Source organism: Emcibacter nanhaiensis (assembly GCF_006385175.1).
GTDB classification, from domain to species: domain Bacteria; phylum Pseudomonadota; class Alphaproteobacteria; order Sphingomonadales; family Emcibacteraceae; genus Emcibacter; species Emcibacter nanhaiensis.
The window spans coordinates 342,371-359,724 of record NZ_VFIY01000018.1; the positions used below are offsets into that span (position 1 = coordinate 342,371).

Sequence of the window (17,354 nt, forward strand, 5' to 3'; positions counted from 1 at the left end):
AAGGGGATACTCAGGACCGTGCGCAATATTTTCTGGTTCTTCGTTCTGGCGATTATTTACGGCTCTGTCTTCCCGTTCAGCTTTGAACCCGGCCGCTGGACCGGCGCCGGCCTCGAGGCTTTCTTCGCCACCTGGCACCGCTTCGGCAGCCTCGGCGACATCCTTGGCAACATCGCCCTGTTCCTGCCGTTCGGCTTTTTCGGCGAAGCTCTCTGTGCAAACAAACGCAATAAGACCGCCGCCCGGACCTGGCTGATCCTTGGCGGATTCTTCCTCGCCGCCGCCCTGCAATTCCTGCAAATCATGATCCCTCAACGGGTCCCGGAAATGTCTGATATCCTGTGGAATACAGTTGGCATTTTCCTCGGCCTTTGGGCCTTTCGCCTGGGCCGCAGGCATATACCTGAGGTCCACCTGGAAGCGGAAAAACTTATGCCGGCCAGCCTGCTGCTGCTGTACGCGATCTTTTTGTTTGCCCCCTTCGTGCCGACCATCGACCTGCAGGAAATCAAAAACAGCCTGAAGCCAATATTTTTTGCCGACGGCGTCGAGATCAACTATTTCCTGCTCTATTTTGCCGGCTGGCTGCTGTTCGCCTGGCTCGGGCGGCGGGTATTCTCCCGCCCTGTCCTGAAAAATCACGGCCTACCGCTGGTGTTTTTCCTGTCCCTGCTGGCGCGGGTCTTCATCACCCGCAACTATCTGTCGCTGGATGAACTCCTGGCTGGCCTCCTGGCCATTCTGGTCTGGTATATTGGCCTCAGAAGCCTGGCGCGGCCGGAAAAGCTGCTCGCCTGGCTGGTGGTCGGCTGCCTGTTGTATAAGGACCTTACTCCGCTTGACTTCAGCCCCTCGATCGGACGGGGGTTCATGTTGATCCCCTTTGTCGGTTTTCTGGGCGGCGACCTGCTGTCCAACCTTGCTACCCTGTCGTCACGGCTTTTTTACTATGGCGCCCTGGTCCTGCTGATGCGGGATATGCAGTTCAGCTACCGGAAATGCGCCGGCCTGTTGCTGCTGCTGACCGGCGGCAGCGAGTTGCTGCAGCTTTTCAATCCCCATCACTATGCGGAGGTCACCAACCCGCTGATTGCGCTGCTGATGCTGTGGTACCACCGCATTCTCCAGCAGAACCTGCCCGCCACGGCGCAGCAAACCGCCGACGCTGTGGAAAGTGCCGCTGAACCCCCTGCCCCTCAGCCCGACACGCCGGAGGCCCGGGGAATGCGGCCGCTGGTGATCAAAATCTTTCTGACCACCTTGCTGCTGACCGGCGCGATCACCATGGTGCTGGAATTGCCGGGGATTCCCTATAACGTCAGGGAACTGTTCCTGCTTGACGGCTATGTGATCACCATCTTTCCCTTCGCGCTCGGTATTCTCTGGTTCGGCATGGCCGTCCCCCTGATCAGCCGGCTGAGCCTGAGGTTCGGCCGCAAACAATATCTGGTCTTCCCGGCCTTGGTGGTTGGCGCCCTGCTGATCAACCTGCTGCTGCTGAAAATCAGCGTCACCGAAGACAGCCTGCAGGATATCATGGGGGCGCAGACCCTGAACCGCGATGTGATGCTGCGCGGCGCCTGGGGGGATTTCGGCGTCTGGCTGTTCTCGACCCTGAAGGCGCCGGGCCTGATCAGCCAGGCGGAACAGATCGTCCGTTTTGTCTGCCTGTTCTTCCCGCTCAGCGCCTGGCTGGCAATCTTTCACATGGGCTTTGACGTGCCGGAAAAATTCGCCATCCATGACCGGCGTAACAAACTGAAACTGTTCTTGCTGACGGTGCTGGAATTCGGCCTTTACTGCCTGCCCCTGCTGGTGCTGGCCAAATTCATCACCTTTGACTGGTCCACCACCGACAATCTCAATGAACTGATCCGCCAGGACGGCGTCTGGAGCCTGTTCCTTTATCTGCTGCTGCTGATCATGTGCCTGAATGTCATCCTTCTGGTCCGGCTCGGCCGCGGTCCCCTGGTCAAGGGCGGCATTACCCTGGCCGCTCTGGTGCTGGCTTGGTTCTGCCTCAACCTGGGACTGGAAAGCGAAATTCACAAATACGGCCAGACCTTCTCGGGTGTTGATTTTCTGCTCGGGCCTGATAGAAAAATACTGCTGCCGCCATGGGTCCTGTTTCTCAGGTGGACGATTGTCTATCTCGGCGGCACTTTCTCCCTGGCATGGGGAATCAAACTGACATCCGGGGCAATGCAGCCAACATCCGCAGAGGCAAAATAACGCTATGGATAAAGAGTCTTTCAACGAGTTCATCAACCTGGTCGTCGACGTCTGGCAAAAGGGCGTTTATGGCGTGGACGTCGGCCATATCATCGCCGCCCTGCTGGTTCTGTTCGCCGCCCTGGTGCTCAGGGGACTGTTCAGCCGTTTTGTCATCAACCGGCTGGAGGCCCTGACCCGGCGCACGGAAAGCGACGTGGATGATGAAGTCATTGAGGCACTGGACGGTCCGCTGCGGTTCATCCCGGTGGTCATTGGCGTCTTTGCCGCGACCGAACTGCTGGACCTGAGCGGCACCCTGGCGCAGGGCGCCCTGATGCTGAACCGGTCCCTGATCACCTTCAATATCTTCTGGGCCCTGTACATGCTGGTCACCCCGCTCAGCTTTACCATCCGCCGGCTGCGCACGATTTTCTCCATCAGTATGGTGGAGTGGATGGTCAAGGCCCTGAAAGGCCTGATCATTTTCCTCGGCGTCGCCGCCATCCTGGAAACCTGGGGCATCGAGGTGGCGCCGCTGATCGCCGGGCTCGGCCTGTTCGGCGTCGCCGTGGCGCTGGGCGCCCAGGACCTGTTCAAAAACCTGATCGCCGGCCTGTTTATCATCGGCGAACAGCGCTTTCACCCGGGAGACTGGATCAAGATCGAAGGCGTGGTCGAAGGCACGGTGGAGCATATCGGGTTTCGCACCACCATGGTCCGCCAGTTTGACAAGGCGCCGGTCTATGTCCCCAACGCCAAGCTGGCCGACAGCGCAGTCATCAACTTCTCCCGCATGACCCATCGCCGGATTTACTGGAAAATCGGCCTGGTGTACGGCACTTCCGTTGAACAGCTTAAGAACGTGCGCCAGCAGATCTTCGACTATGTGACGCAGAACGAAGATTTCGCCAGCCCGGAAGAAGTGTCCACCTTTGTTAACGTGGACAGCTTCAACGACAGCTCCATCGACCTGATGCTCTATTGCTTTACCCGGACGACAAACTGGGGCGAATGGCTGAAAATAAAGGAAGCCCTGGCCTTTGAGATCAAGAACATCGTAGAGGGCAACGGCACCAGTTTCGCCTTCCCGAGCCAGTCGGTCTATCTGGAAACCCTGCCGGAAGGCGCCGAACTATTCCAGGTGCCGGAGGGACAGGACAGCCCCAAAAGCCCCGAAGGTTCCCGAAGTTAATTTTTTGTAAATATCTGGCTGATATATCCAGACTCCTGATAAGGGGTTTAGTATTTATGGGTAATGTCAGAGAAAAACTGTCGTCACCGGCCGCGGCGCGCAACCGGGATCCAATTCTGGATGTCCTCAAGGTAACACTGCCGCGCGAAGGGACGGTTCTGGAAATCGCCAGCGGCACGGGCGAACATGCCATTCATTTCACCGGCAGCCTGACGCCGCTCCTGTGGCAGCCGAGCGATCCGGACCGCGCTTGCCGGCACAGTATCCAGGGCTGGTGGTGGGACGTGCAGCTCAACAATATCCTGCCGCCACTCAACCTTGACGTCCGCGATGATCCCTGGCCGGTGGAAACCACGCCGCCGGAACAGCCGATTACCTCCATCGTCTGCATCAATATGATTCATATTTCCCCATGGGAAGCGACAGAAAGCCTGATGCGGGGGGCCGGACGCATCCTGCCCAAAGGCGGCATTCTTTATCTCTATGGCCCCTACAAGGAAAACGGTGAACATACCGCCCCCAGCAACGAGGCCTTCGACCGCAGCCTGAAGGAAAGAAATCCCGAATGGGGCGTGCGTAACCTGGAAGATGTGGTGGCGGAAGCGGAAAAGAACGGCCTCACCCTGCTGCGGACCGTGGATATGCCTGCCAACAACCTGTCGGTGATCTTCGAAAAGAATTAACCGCCTGAACTAGCCGCCAAGCGTTTCCTGAAAGCGGATCGGTTGCCCGGTCGCTTGCTCGGCCAGGGCCCCTTCCCACATGACCTTGCTACCGCGCACGAAAGTGCCCACAGGCTTGCCGATCAGCTGGCGGTCGGTGAAGGGACTCCAGCCGCATTTGCTCTGCAGCCAGTCTTCGGTAATGACCCATTTCTTTTTCAGATCGACGATGGTGAAGTCCGCATCATAGCCCACCGCCAGCCGTCCCTTGCCGGCGATATTGAAAATCCGGGCCGGGCCGGCGCTGGTCAGGTCCATGAAGCGTTCCAGCGACAGGTTGCCCTTGTTGACATGGTCAATCATCAGCGGCACCAGGGTCTGCACGCCGGGCATGCCGGATGGGCTCAGTGGATAGTCCAGTGCCTTCATTTCCTTCTCATGGGGCGCGTGATCGGAACCGATCACGTCCACAATCCCCACACTCAGGGCTTTCCACAGCCCCTGGCGATGGCGTTCATCCCGGATCGGCGGGTTCATCTGGGCAAAGGTCCCCAGGTCCTCGTAACACTCCGGCGCCGACAGGGTCAGATGCTGCGGCGTGGCTTCCACGGTGGCGATATCCTTGTTGGCGGCGAGAATGGCCATTTCATCCTCGGTCGTCACATGCAGCACATGGATACGCCGTCCGGTCTTGCGGGCGATGCGCAGGATGCGCTCGGTGGCGCGGATCGCCGTTTCCTCATCACGCCAGATGGGATGCTGGGACACGCCGCCATGTTCCGCCACTTCCTTGCGCTCAACCAGGCGCTCCTCATCCTCGGCATGGATGGCGATGCGGCGGAAGCCATTGGCAAGAACCTTCTCCAGGGACTCATCATCCGACACCAGCAGGTCCCCGGTCGAAGAACCCATGAAGATCTTGATGCCGGCGCAGCCCGGTTGCTTTTCCAGACTGGCGATACGGGCGGCATTGGCCGAAGTGGCCCCCACATAAAAAGCGAAATCACACCACATGCGATCGGTGGCCCGGCTGATTTTGTCTTTCAGCGCCTTGACAGTAGTGGTCCCCGGCTTGGTATTCGGCATCTCAAAAACCGCGGTCACGCCGCCCATCACCGCCGCCCGGCTGCCGCTTTCCAGGTCTTCTTTCTGCTCGGCACCGGGTTCGCGAAAATGCACCTGGCTGTCGATCACGCCCGGGAACAGATGCAGTCCGTTGGCGTTCAGCACTTCCTCTGCCTCGACATTTCCAAGGTGTCCAATGGCCACGATGATACCGTCCCTGACAGCCACATCGGCCGGTTCGATTCCGTTGTGGGACACACATACAGCGTTGCGGATCAGAAGATCTAGGGTCACTGGATAAATCCTTTCGGCTCGGTTATACTGGTTCGGCGTGAGCCCAGTGTGGCACAATTCCTGTCTGTTTTCAGTATCTAAGTGAATAATATTATTGGGGGAAAACAATAAGGGTTCCTTAGGATTCTCCCGGCAATTTAATCAATTTTTATCTGAGTGAACCATGCAGGAAACTCATCGGATTTTGCTGTGCGCCGGAACCCGGCCGGAACTGATCAAACTGGCCCCCGTCTATCGGAACCTGCGCGACCGGCCTGCGGTTACTCCGTTTCTGTGCCTCACCGGCCAGCACGACAGCCTGGTGCAGAACCTGCCCCGGGTCCTGGATGTGACCCCGGAATTCGTCCTGACCCGGGAGGCCGGGACGTCGGGCCAGTTGGGACTGTTGCAGAATATCCTCCGCCAACTGGCCATCCTGCTTGAACAGCTTGGCCCCGAGCTGGTTGTGGTCCAGGGCGATACCGCCAGCGCCCTGGCCGGTGCCATGGCGGCATGTCTTCAAGACATCCCCGTCTGCCACGTGGAAGCGGGCCTCAGGACCCGCGACCTGCTCTCCCCTTTCCCGGAAGAACTCTATCGCCAGCTGATCAGCCGGATGGGGACATGGCACTTCTGCCCGACCCCGGAAAACCGCGCGACCCTGCTTCGGGAAGATATTTCCTCCGGGCAGATCTTCCTCAGCGGCAATACCTCCATTGACGCGGTGCTGGACATGCTGAGCAGGTCGCCGCGACCTCTGGAAACCAAAGCCGTTTCTCGTCCCTATATCCTGGTGACGCTGCACCGGCGCGAAGTGCAGGGCGAAAAACTGATCACTATCGTCCGCGCCTTGCGTAATTTTGCGGAATCCCACGCGGGCTATGACTTTATCGTGACCCTGCATCCTAACCCCGCCATCCGCAGGCTCCTGTCCCATCATCTGGGCGGACAAGGAAACATCCGGCTGCTGCCGCCGCTCGACTATCCGGATTTTGTTCCCCTGATGAAGAAAGCCTTCGCCATTCTGTCCGATTCCGGCGGCATACAGGAGGAAGCCCCGGCCCTTGACGTGCCGGTCATTGTGCTCCGGGACAAGACCGAGCGACAGGAAGGCGTGGCAAGCGGCTGCTTGCGGCTGGCCGGCTATGATCCCGAGAAAATATTTTCCGAACTTTCCTTGTTAATCCATGACCGGGATCATTATATTGACATGTGCACGGCGCCGGCTCCTTTTGGCGAGGGCCGGGCCGGCCGGATTATCAGCGCCAGGCTGGAACAAATCGTGACAGGACAGAAAATACCCCATGACGACAGCTCTCTATCACCTTGAAAACAGGCAGGTCTTCAGTCTCACCGGCAAGGACAGGCTGACCTTCCTGCAGGGTTTGATCACCAGCAACGTCCGGCGGATCAGTGATGGAGGCGCGCTCTATGCGGCGCTGCTGACTCCGCAGGGTAAATATCTGTTCGATTTCTTCCTCTATGCCGCGGCTGATGTTGTCTATCTGGATTGCGAAAAGGACCGCGCGGCGGAGCTGTTGCGGAAACTGATGATGTACAAACTACGGGCCGAAGTGGAGATCAGCGACGAAACCGACCGGCTGAAAATCCTGTCCCTGGACAGCCCGCTGGAAGGTACCCTCGCCTGTTTCCAGGACCCGCGCCTCCCGGCGCTCGGTTACCGGGCCGTCGTTGAGGACCTGCCGGAAGACTGCCTCTCACCCGGGAAAGCGGACTATGACCGGAAGCGCCTGGCCCTGGGCATTGCCGAGGGAGCGGATGATTTCATCATTGATAAATCCCTGGCGCTGGAGGGCAATATGGAAGAATTGCACGGGGTTGATTTTGACAAGGGCTGTTATGTGGGCCAGGAAATCACCGCCCGGACCAAACATCGCGGCAAGATCCGCCGCCGTTTTGTCCCGGTCACCGTCAGCGGCCCCCTGCCCGCCCCTGACAGCCCGGTCCTGAACCGGGAGGGCCAGGAAATCGGTATATTGCGGTCCGGCATTGACAAGCGGGCCATGGCCTATGTCAAACTGGAAAAACTGGACTTCTCTCAGAGCTATACCTGCGGGCAAGCCGAAGTCACCCCCTGGAAACCGGACTGGATGAAGGTGGAAGAACATGTCGACGCCAACTAGATGCCGCTGGCCCGGGGACGATCCCCAGTATTGCGCCTATCATGACGAGGAATGGGGTGTGCCGGTTTACGACTCCCGGGCCCTGTTTGAAAAACTGATTCTCGACGGCTTTCAGGCGGGCCTGAGCTGGATCACCATCCTGCGCCGGCGGGACAAATTCCTCGACGCTTTTGACAGTTTCGATCCGGTGAAGATCGCCGCCTACGGCGAGGCGGACATCGACCGGCTCATGAACGATTCCGGCATCATCCGCAATCGCCAGAAAATTCTCTCCACCATCAAGAATGCAAAGCTGTACCTGGAAATTGAAGCTGAAAAAGAAGGCGCCTTCAGCGCGCTGCTGTGGAGCTTCACCAATGGAAAACCGCTGCACAACCACTGGAGCGGAGACGGCGACGTGCCGGCTACCTCCCCGGAATCCGAGCATATGAGCAAGGCCCTGAAAAAAATGGGATTTGGGTTCTGTGGTCCGACCATCTGCTACGCCTTCATGCAGGCCGTCGGCATGGTCAACGACCACATAACCTCCTGCTATAGGCATCAGGAGGTTATGCGGCTTTGATGGCTTATATTTAACTCACAAAGACAGAAGAATCATCACGAGGCAAAGAGCCGCCCCAAGCAGGAAGGCTTTACCAAATTCCCTGGCGATTTGTGACCGTTTGATCCGAAATCTGGAGGATCCTCCGAATTCGGATTCCCTGATCTCAATTGGATGTGTTGACATAGTGTTTTCCCCGGTAAAATACAGTCTGCTCCCGGAGTTCGTTATTCTGCCCGTAACCTGTCCGCGAAAGCGTCAATATAATAGTTAATAAATGGTTAACAGGCAATGCCTAATGCAGACTAATCCATTGATACTAGGCCGCTATCCCAGGTTGTGATTGTCAGGCAAATGCACCGCCGCGCGAGATCATCGTGTCCCTGTGAATGGCCACACAGAGCACAAAACCGAGCCCAATCAAAAGGGTAAGCATGGCGGAACCGCCGTAGGACACCAGCGGCAGGGGCACGCCTACCACGGGCAGCATTCCCATGACCATGGCGATGTTGATAAAGACGTAGAGGAAAAATGTTACCGCCATGCCAAGCGCCAGCAGGCGACCAAACTGGCTGCGCACACTCATGCTCACCAGAATAGCGTAGGCCAGCAGGGTGAGATAGAGGAACAACAACGCCAGTCCGCCCATCAGGCCGAATTCCTCCGACAGCACCGTAAAGATAAAGTCGGTCTGTTTCTCCGGCAGGAAATTAAGCTGGCTCTGGGTCCCCTGCACAAACCCCTTGCCGTACAGGCCGCCCGAACCGAAGGCGATCTTCGACTGGATGATATGGTACCCCGCCCCGAGCGGATCCCGTTCCGGGTCAAGGAAGGTCAGCACCCTGTCCTTCTGGTAGGGTTTGAGGAAATTCCAGGCGCCGATCGCCGCCGGAATCATGGCGATCAGGCCGGCAATGAAGATCCACATACGAACCCCGGCGGCAAATAGAATGGCCACCCCGCCAAAGGCGATCAGCAGCGTTGTTCCCAGATCCGGCTGACGAAGAACGAAAAACGCCGGCATGGCGATCAGCAGCACCGGGATCAGCAGGCTCTTATAGCTGGCCTGGTCCTCATTGGACAGGCAATGGAAATACCTGGCCAGGGCCAGAACCAAAGCGATCTTCATGAATTCCGACGGCTGGACATTCATAAAGCCAATATTCAGCCAGCGTTGCGCCCCCATGCCGGTGTGGCCCATGATGTCCACTGCCAGCAACAGCAACAACGACAGGAAATAAAGAGGATAGGCCAGGAACATCCAGATCCTGAGATCGACCAGGGCAATCACCAGCATGCAGGTCAGGCCGATCCCGAACCTGATCATCTGGTTTTTCGCCCAGGGATCAAAATGGCCGCCGGCCACCGAATACAAAAGGGCAAAACCGATACAGGCAATGGCGACGACAACGGCGACAATCAGCCAGTTGAGTTCAGATATTTTCTGGAACAGGGACTTCCTGTTGCGGCGGCTGTTCTGGGCAAGGGCAAGCATCAGGCGTGTCTCTCCCCTTGTTGCAGATCCCGCTTCCTGCGGTCTTTCTCCTGCAGATAGCGCATGACATCACCTGCAATGGGCGATGCAGAAGAGGCACCGCCGCCGCCGTGTTCCACCAGGACGGATACGGCATAGCGCGGCGCTTCGACCGGACCATATCCCACAAACAGGGCATGCTCCCGTTCAATCCAGGGCTTTTCGTCATACTTGCGTATACCTTCATCCCGTTCTGCCTTGCTGATCCGGCGCACCTGACTGGTGCCGGTCTTTCCTCCCATGGAATAGGTCTTGCTGTGGTGAATATAATAATGGGCCGTTCCCTTGGGGTCATTGACCACCATCGACATGCCCTTTTTGACCAATTCAAGATGCGCCCGGGATACCGGGATTTTTTCAGGGGGCACCGGCGTATCATTTTGCGACGGCATGATAATCCGGGGGTTCACGGCATAGCCGCCATTGACCATTCTGGACGTCATGACAGCAAGCTGGATCGGCGTCGTCAGCACATACCCCTGGCCGATCCCCGCATTGGCGGTATCACCGCCCTGCCATTTGACGCCCTGGGTGGCAAACTTCCAGCCCTTGCCGGGGATCAGGCCGTCGACTTCGCCCGGGATGCCGATATCAAAACTTTTGCCCAGGCCAAACCGGTGTGCGACTTCCTGAATCTTGTCGATGCCGACCCGGCCCGCCACTTCGTAAAAATAAACATCGCAGGAGCCGGCAATGGCATGCTCCAGATCAACCTTGCCATGGCCGTATTTTTTCCAGCAATGGAAGGTATGGTTGCCAAGCTTGTATTTACCGTTGCAGAAAATTTCTTCCGTGTCGTCGATGACACCGGCTTCCAGTGCCGCCAGCGCCACCACCATCTTAAAAGTGGAGCCCGGCGGATAAGCGCCGGAAACGGCCTTATTGACCAGCGGATGACGGATATCGTTCCTCAGTTCATCCCATTTTTTCTGGCTGATCCCGAAATTAAAATCATTGGGATCGTAGGACGGTGTCGAGGCACTGGCCAGAATGTCCCCGTTATGCACATCCATCACCACGACGGCGGCACTCTGGTCACGCACCCGTTCCGCCGCAAATTTCTGAAGCTCCAGATCAATGGTCAGCTGCACGTCCTCGCCGGGCGCGCTGTCCTGGCGGGAAAGTTCCCGGATAACACGTCCAAGCGCATTGACCTCGACCCTGCTGTTGCCGGCCTGACCGCGCAGACGGCTTTCCAGTTCCCGCTCCATGCCGTTCTTGCCGATCTTGAAGCCGGGCAGTTCAAGCAGGGGATCTTCGGAACGGCCCAGGTCCTTTTCGCTGACCGATCCCACATATCCCACCAGATGGGCAAGATACCCCTTTTCGGGGTAAAAGCGGGTTGTCCCCACATCGGGCTGGATGCCGGGCAGGTCCGGAATATTCACATTAACGTTGGCAAAGGTTTCCCAGTCCAGGTTCTGCGCCACCGCCACCGGCAGGAACGAGCGCTGCCTTTTGATGGCTTTGAGGATGCGTTTATAGTCCCGGTCGGACAGTGTCACCAGTTCAGACAAGGCTGCCAGGGTGGCTTCCACGTTATCCGCCTGTTCAGGGATCAGGTTAACCCGATAATCAACCCTGTTCCCGGCCAGCAGCTCGCCGTAGCGGTCCAGGATCTTGCCCCGTTCCGGTTGCAGCAACCGCAGGCTGATCCGGTTCTCGTCGGCCAGAAGCTCGTACTGGCTGCGCCCGACCACCTGCAGATAATACATCCGTCCGATCAGCGCTGACGACAGCACCATCATGCCGCCGGCAATGATGCTTGCCCGGCGGGTATAGACTTTATACTTGAGGTCGTCTGACTGGGACAATCTACCTACCTTTTTTCAGCTTTCAGCCGCTTGCGGATTTTACCAAGCCCCCATGTGATGACCGGAAACAGGGCAATAGTCAGCAGGCTCTGGCCAATGGCATGCCAGTAATTCAGGACGGTTTTATAGTAGATCGACGCCACCGCCCAGCTGCAGAACCCGAACACCATGGAAATAATCACAAAAATCAGCCAGTTAAACAGGAAATCCCGCTCCAGGAAATTCCGGCCCTGGATCAGGACGAACTGCCTGACCAGAAGCAGCAACAGGGCCATCATGCCCAGCGGCCCACCGCCAAGTATATCCTGCAGCAGGCCGATCACAAAGACCGCGCTGACCGGCAGGAGCTCCGGCCGCACCACGACCCAATAGTAAACCGCAATCAGGGTCAGATAGGGCATCAGGTTGCCGAAATAAGGGATCTTGTAGGGCAGCACCATGACAATGGCCAGCAACAGGCTGGTCAGAAACGGCAGGAAACTGCGAAACCCTATTTCTTTTTTCTTTTCAAGCGATGCCATCAGTTCTGTTCCTCAGCCGCCTGTTCAGCAGGCGTTTCCGGTGCGCTGACGCCGGCATCCGGGCTTGATGCAATATCATAGCCCAATACACTGACATAATTCAGGCGGTACAGGTTCGCCGCCAGATTGACACGAATGCCGTCTTCTTCACTCACTTCCACAACGCGGCCAACCGGCAGGTCCGGCGGGAACACTTTCGCGAAACCGCTGGTCAGGACCAGGTCCCCGACTTTCACTTTCGCACCCAGGGGCAGGAAATTCAAAAGCGGCTGGTTGCTGTTATCCCCTTCCAGGATCACATTAATGCCGCTGGAAGCGATCTTGACCGGCACCCGGCTGTTCAGGTCCGTCACCAGCAGGACCCGGGCCGAGCCGGATCCCACGTTGATGGTTCGACCGACAATTCCCTGTTCGTTGACCACGGCCATACCCTTGCGGATCCCGTCGTCGCGGCCGCTGTTGATCAGGACGCTTTTGAAAAAGGGACTGCCGCTGTCGGACACCACCCGGGAAGCGGCGATAGTGGTTACATGCCCTTCCCGGATATTCAGCAGGCTGGATAATCGCTGGTTGTCGATGACCAGTTGGCTGGCGGCAATCTGTTCCTGCCGCAGGCGGGTATTTTCCTGCCGCAGCCGTTCGTTTTCCGAATAGACCAGCGCCAGGTTCTGGGTCCAGCTGACAAAATCATCCGCCGTCTCCAGCGGTTTGGACAGGACCTCCAGGACCGTGGTAAAGCCGTCAAACACAGTCGCCCGGCCACTTTCCACCGCCTGGTTGTCGTTACGACCGAAAACCAGCAGGGCCAGGGACAAAAGGATGAAGAAGATGGCCGAGAATCTCTGTCCAAACCCCTTCATCGTGCCGTCCTCTGCCTTTCTTTAATGATACGCTCCAACCCTTAGTAGGAGTCGCTCAGAACATGCTTGAGGATCTCGTCTTCCAGCGAACGCCCGGTACCGAGCGCCACACAGGTCAGCGGCTCTTCCGCCACAAAAACCGGCAGGCCGGTTGCCTTGCGCAGCACCTTGTCAAGGTCACGCAGCAGCGCGCCACCACCGGTCAGGACGATGCCCTTGTCGACGATATCGGCGGCCAGTTCCGGCGGGGTCTGCTCGAGGGCATATTTCACGCCTTCGACAATGGCGCCAACCGGCTCGGCCAGAGCTTCGGAAATCTGCAACTGGTCGATGACAATCTCTTTCGGCACGCCGTTCATCAGGTCACGGCCCTTGATTTCCATGGTTTTGCCGACGCCGTCTTCCGGCGGTGCAGCGGTACCGATTTCCTTCTTGATCCGTTCCGCGCTGCTTTCACCGATCAGCAGGTTATGGTTGCGACGGATATAAGCGATAATGGCCTCGTCCATTTTATCGCCGCCGACCCGGACGGAGGAGGCATAGACAATGCCGCCGAGGGACAATACAGCCACCTCGCTGGTGCCGCCGCCGATATCGACGATCATCGAGCCGGTGGGTTCGGTCACCGGCAGGCCGGCGCCGATAGCAGCCGCCATCGGCTCTTCGATCAGGAATACGCGCCGGGCACCCGCTTCCAGGGCGCTGTCGCGAATGGCCTTGCGCTCCACAGGCGTGGAACCGGACGGCACACAGATCACGATCTGCGGGTTGGCCATCATGCTGCGGTTATGAACTTTGCGGATAAAATCCTTGATCATGGCTTCCGCCACTTCAAAGTCGGCAATCACCCCGTCGCGAAGCGGACGGATCGCCTCGATATTGCCGGGCGTACGCCCCAGCATCATTTTGGCTTCTTCACCGACGGCCAGCACATGCTTGATGCCGCCTTCATTCTTCAGGGCCACCACGGAGGGCTCATTGAGGACAATTCCCCGGCCTTTTACATACACAAGGGTATTGGCAGTACCCAGATCAATTGCCATGTCAGAGGAGAACATCCCCAAGAGTTTTTCGAACATTTATTTCAGCCTATTCCCTGCACGATTTGGTCTGGTTTGGAGCCGCTGGTTAAGACGCTGTCGCCAGACCGGTTAACTATAACCGAACTGCTTATAAAGTCTATCTATTAAGATATGGTTTTCATTGCAATAAATTCGTGGCCAAAGTGCGGCCCGGCGGCGCAATATCTGTAAAAAGGGCTCCCCGCCATATATGGTGCGGGAAGCCCTGTATTACAATATATTTGCATATACCGATTAATGACATCCGAGGTCAGGCGCTCATCTCCGCCGGCGCTGTTTTTTCGCGCTTGGTGATCAGCTTGTTCAAGGCGTTGGCATAGGCCCTGGCAGACGCCACCAGGGTATCGGTATGGGCCGCATGGCCGTTCACGGTCTTGCCGTCCTCTTCCAGCCGCACGGTGACTTCTGCCTGGGCGTCAGTTCCCCTGGTCACCGCATGAACCTGATAGAGCTGCAGATGCGGCTCACCGCCGATAATGGCGCGCAGGGCCTTGAAGGCCGCATCCACCGGACCGTTGCCTTCGGAAAAGACCGTTTTCTGATCGCCGTCAATATCCAGCTCCAGCTCGGCGCTGTTGGCCTTGCCTTTTTCACAAACGAATTTCCAGCCCACCACCTTGATATGGTCGTTGTCCTGCATATTTTCGTCAACGATGGAGATGATATCCTCGTCATAAACGGTCTTCTTGCGGTCCGCCAGGTCCTTGAAAGCCTGGAAGGCGCTCATGAATTCATTGTCGCCCAGCTCGTAGCCCAGGTCCTTCAGCTTCTCACGGAAGGCATGACGTCCGGAATGCTTGCCCATCACCAGGGAGGATTCCTTCAGGCCCACACTCTCGGGGGTCATGATTTCATAGGTTTCGGCATTCTTCAGCATACCGTCCTGGTGAATGCCGCTTTCGTGGGCGAAGGCGTTGGCGCCGACGATGGCCTTGTTATTCTGCACCGCCAGGCCGGTGACTGAGCTGACCAGGCGCGAGGTCTTGGTGATATTCTCGGTCACCACGCCGGTGTCATAAGGCAGCATGTCATGGCGGGTGCGGAAGGCCATGACGATTTCTTCCAGCGCCGCATTGCCGGCCCGCTCGCCGATGCCGTTGATGGTGCATTCGATCTGGCGCGCCCCGCCCTGTACCGCGGCAATACTGTTGGCCACCGCCAGGCCCAGGTCGTTATGGCAATGGGTCGAGAAGATTGCCTTGTCGCTGTCCGGCACATTGGCGATGATCTTTTCGATCATCTCCTTATATTCCTGCGGCGTGGTGTAACCGACGGTGTCGGGCACATTGATGGTGGTCGCTCCGGCCTTGATGGCGGTCTCGATGGACTTGTACAGGAAATCCTCTTCGGTGCGGGTGCCGTCCTCGCAGGACCATTCCACATCGTCACACAGGTTGCGGGCATAGGCCACGCTGTCGGCAATGGCTTCCAATACCTCTTCCGGCTCCATCTGCAGCTTGAATTTCATATGCAGCGGGCTTGTGGAAATAAAGGTATGAATGCGGGGCTTGACCGCCGGTTTCAATGCCTCCCACGCCCGGTCGATATCCTTGTGGGATGCCCGGGCCAGTGAACAGACACTGGTCTTTTTCATCAATTTGGCCACCTCGTTGACGGATTCAAAATCGCCGTTGGAGGCGATGGCAAAGCCGGCTTCAATCACGTCCACGCCCAGGGCCTCCAGGGCCTCGGCGACGCGGATTTTTTCCGTCAGGGTCATGGATGCGCCCGGCGACTGTTCGCCGTCACGCAAGGTGGTGTCAAAAATAATTACTCGGTTTTTATCTGTCGTCATTGGTCTGAACCTTTAAAAATCTAGCTGAAATATAACAGAACTGTCCGTAAATGCCATACGTACAGGGATGTTTTTCTCCCCTAAACGCCTGCTGATGCTACAGCTTTAATTGGGTGAAGGCGCTCAGGGGCGAGCTAGTCGACCAAGAGATAGAAGGAGGGTGGAAAGCGTGCTGAGGAACAGGCGTGCAGAAACGCCGGACAAGGAATATCCGCCGTTAAAAGTCTCAGTCATGCATGCCTTCTGCGCCATTTGTGTTTCTTCAGCTTTTCAAGTTTCTTTGTTATCTACCTTATATAGGACGGGATGTGAACCAAAAAAGGCCGGTCCATGCATTTTTATACTCCCAATAGACCTCAGTTTCGCCCTTCCATGGTTAACAGTATCCTAACAAAATGGGCCAAAATCCGGCTATTTCCGGGACTGCCACTGTTTTTTTTAAATTCGCCACCCTTATCCGGGGTTTAATCATTGACAAACCGGACATAGCCTCTTCATAGTCCCTACCGTTTTTTAGTAGCAATTAGCGCTTATTGTATTTTCGAGGTTCGTTTAAGTTGTTGCAATTCTGGCATCCACATCTGCTGTTGTGTCTGGCGTTACTGCCGGTGCCGATCCTGCTGTACAGAAAACGCCTCGCCGTGGCCCATCTCAGCGCAGGCTACAATCGCCTTTTTGCAGGTGTATGCCTGGTCACCCTGATCTCTTTCGTCGATTACCTGGAAGAAGTCCCGCCCGGACAGAAGCTGTCTGAGCTCCTCTTTGGCATCCCGCGGTTCGGACCGACATTGATTTATGTCTATGTGGTGGCATTTATGCTGATGATCTGGGGAATTAGCAACTGGCTGGCCGCCGTTTCCAATGTCACCCGGGAAGTTGAACTGCGAAAAAAGGCGGAAAATGATCTCCGCGAACTGTCGCGTAAATCCAATGAACTGGCGGCCCAGGCGGAAGAAGCCAGCCAGGCCAAGTCAGCCTTCCTCGCCAATATGTCCCACGAGCTGCGCACGCCACTTAACGCGATCATTGGCTACTCGGAACTCCTCAGGAACAAAAACATCCCCATGAATGAAGTCAAAAGGGATGAATATGCCGAGCATATTTTCCGTAGCGGCCGGCACCTGCTGGACCTGATCAATGACATTCTTGACCTGGCCAAGGTCGAGTCCGGCAAGCTGGAAGTCCACAAGGGTCCTGTGGATGTCCTGCACCTGTTGCAGGATTGTGAGAAATTTGTCTCCGCCATGGCCGAGAGAGAAGGCGTCACCGTGGAAGTGGACTGCCCTGACAGGGAAATCATCAGCGATGAGAAAGTCCTCAAACAGATTATCCTCAACCTGATGACCAATGCCGTTAAATACAACCAGCCCGAAGGATCAGTTAAAGTAACCGGCCGGTTTGAAAATGACTGCCTCCGGATAGACGTGGTCGACACGGGCGTCGGCATGACCGAGAAAGAGATCTCACTGGTGATGGAGCCCTTCGTCCAGATCGACAACAGCTACAGCCGCAAAGTGGAAGGCACGGGACTTGGCCTGGCCCTGGTCAACAGCTTTACCGAATTGCTGGGCGGTACTGTCAGCATCGTGTCGATAAAAAATGAAGGCACTACCGTCAGCCTGACACTGCCCGAAAAATAAAAGCCGCCCCGAAACGG

14 protein-coding genes are annotated in these 17,354 nt (G+C 57.0%); 7 read left to right on the forward strand and 7 right to left on the reverse strand.

Annotation, left to right across the window (positions count from 1 at the left end):
- The first annotated feature begins 18 nt into the window (after positions 1 to 18).
- The 3 genes from FIV46_RS15745 to FIV46_RS15755 are packed head-to-tail and all read left to right on the forward strand — an operon-like array spanning position 19 to position 4,089.
- Complete coding sequence (locus tag FIV46_RS15745; protein ID WP_181163269.1) at positions 19 to 2,232, forward strand: VanZ family protein; 2,214 nt, start codon at positions 19 to 21, stop codon at positions 2,230 to 2,232.
- A 4-nt stretch (positions 2,233 to 2,236) separates the two neighbouring features.
- On the forward strand, positions 2,237 to 3,406 hold the full coding sequence (locus FIV46_RS15750; RefSeq protein ID WP_139941882.1) for a mechanosensitive ion channel family protein: 1,170 nt from the start codon (positions 2,237 to 2,239) through the stop codon (positions 3,404 to 3,406).
- Positions 3,407 to 3,462: 56 nt separating this feature from the next.
- On the forward strand, positions 3,463 to 4,089 hold the full coding sequence (locus tag FIV46_RS15755) for a DUF938 domain-containing protein (protein WP_139941883.1): 627 nt from the start codon (positions 3,463 to 3,465) through the stop codon (positions 4,087 to 4,089).
- Between the two features lie 9 nt (positions 4,090 to 4,098).
- Here the strand turns inward: FIV46_RS15755 and FIV46_RS15760 are convergent, their stop codons facing one another.
- Positions 4,099 to 5,427 (reverse strand): dihydroorotase, encoded by a 1,329-nt coding sequence (locus FIV46_RS15760; protein ID WP_139941884.1) that lies wholly within the window; start codon positions 5,425 to 5,427, stop codon positions 4,099 to 4,101.
- Between the two features lie 163 nt (positions 5,428 to 5,590).
- On the opposite strand from FIV46_RS15760, the gene wecB reads away from it, so the two are divergent.
- The 3 genes from wecB to FIV46_RS15775 are packed head-to-tail and all read left to right on the forward strand — an operon-like array spanning position 5,591 to position 8,112.
- A complete protein-coding gene (wecB, locus tag FIV46_RS15765) occupies positions 5,591 to 6,736 on the forward strand; it encodes a non-hydrolyzing UDP-N-acetylglucosamine 2-epimerase (protein ID WP_139941885.1) in 1,146 nt (381 codons plus the stop codon).
- Positions 6,711 to 7,550 carry a CAF17-like 4Fe-4S cluster assembly/insertion protein YgfZ gene (ygfZ, locus tag FIV46_RS15770; RefSeq protein ID WP_139941886.1) on the forward strand — a complete coding sequence of 280 codons (840 nt, stop codon included), beginning with the start codon at positions 6,711 to 6,713 and terminating at the stop codon, positions 7,548 to 7,550. Before wecB ends, ygfZ begins: the two co-directional genes overlap by 26 nt.
- A complete protein-coding gene (locus FIV46_RS15775; RefSeq protein WP_139941887.1) occupies positions 7,534 to 8,112 on the forward strand; it encodes a DNA-3-methyladenine glycosylase I in 579 nt (192 codons plus the stop codon). The genes ygfZ and FIV46_RS15775 overlap by 17 nt, the downstream gene beginning before the upstream one ends.
- A 325-nt stretch (positions 8,113 to 8,437) precedes the next feature.
- Here FIV46_RS15775 and rodA read toward each other — a convergent pair whose 3' ends face one another.
- The 6 genes from rodA to FIV46_RS15805 all read right to left on the reverse strand — a co-directional run bounded on the left by rodA (position 8,438) and on the right by FIV46_RS15805 (position 15,697).
- Positions 8,438 to 9,586 (reverse strand): rod shape-determining protein RodA, encoded by a 1,149-nt coding sequence (gene rodA, locus FIV46_RS15780; RefSeq protein ID WP_139941888.1) that lies wholly within the window; start codon positions 9,584 to 9,586, stop codon positions 8,438 to 8,440.
- Positions 9,586 to 11,439 (reverse strand): penicillin-binding protein 2, encoded by a 1,854-nt coding sequence (mrdA, locus tag FIV46_RS15785; RefSeq protein ID WP_219846160.1) that lies wholly within the window; start codon positions 11,437 to 11,439, stop codon positions 9,586 to 9,588. The genes rodA and mrdA overlap by 1 nt, the downstream gene beginning before the upstream one ends.
- A 5-nt stretch (positions 11,440 to 11,444) precedes the next feature.
- Positions 11,445 to 11,960 (reverse strand): rod shape-determining protein MreD, encoded by a 516-nt coding sequence (gene mreD, locus FIV46_RS15790; RefSeq protein WP_139941889.1) that lies wholly within the window; start codon positions 11,958 to 11,960, stop codon positions 11,445 to 11,447.
- The gene (mreC, locus tag FIV46_RS15795; protein ID WP_139941890.1) at positions 11,960 to 12,820 is read right to left on the reverse strand and encodes a rod shape-determining protein MreC; all 861 of its coding nucleotides are present in this window, start codon (positions 12,818 to 12,820) and stop codon (positions 11,960 to 11,962) included. The genes mreD and mreC overlap by 1 nt, the downstream gene beginning before the upstream one ends.
- Before the next feature lie 41 nt (positions 12,821 to 12,861).
- A complete protein-coding gene (locus FIV46_RS15800; RefSeq protein ID WP_139941891.1) occupies positions 12,862 to 13,899 on the reverse strand; it encodes a rod shape-determining protein in 1,038 nt (345 codons plus the stop codon).
- A 253-nt stretch (positions 13,900 to 14,152) separates the two neighbouring features.
- Positions 14,153 to 15,697: a 2-isopropylmalate synthase gene (locus FIV46_RS15805; RefSeq protein ID WP_139941892.1), complete on the reverse strand. Its 1,545-nt coding sequence runs from the start codon at positions 15,695 to 15,697 to the stop codon at positions 14,153 to 14,155.
- Positions 15,698 to 16,254: 557 nt separating this feature from the next.
- Between FIV46_RS15805 and FIV46_RS15810 the strand changes: the two genes are divergently transcribed.
- Positions 16,255 to 17,337 (forward strand): sensor histidine kinase, encoded by a 1,083-nt coding sequence (locus FIV46_RS15810; RefSeq protein ID WP_139941893.1) that lies wholly within the window; start codon positions 16,255 to 16,257, stop codon positions 17,335 to 17,337.
- Positions 17,338 to 17,354: the final 17 nt, after the last annotated feature.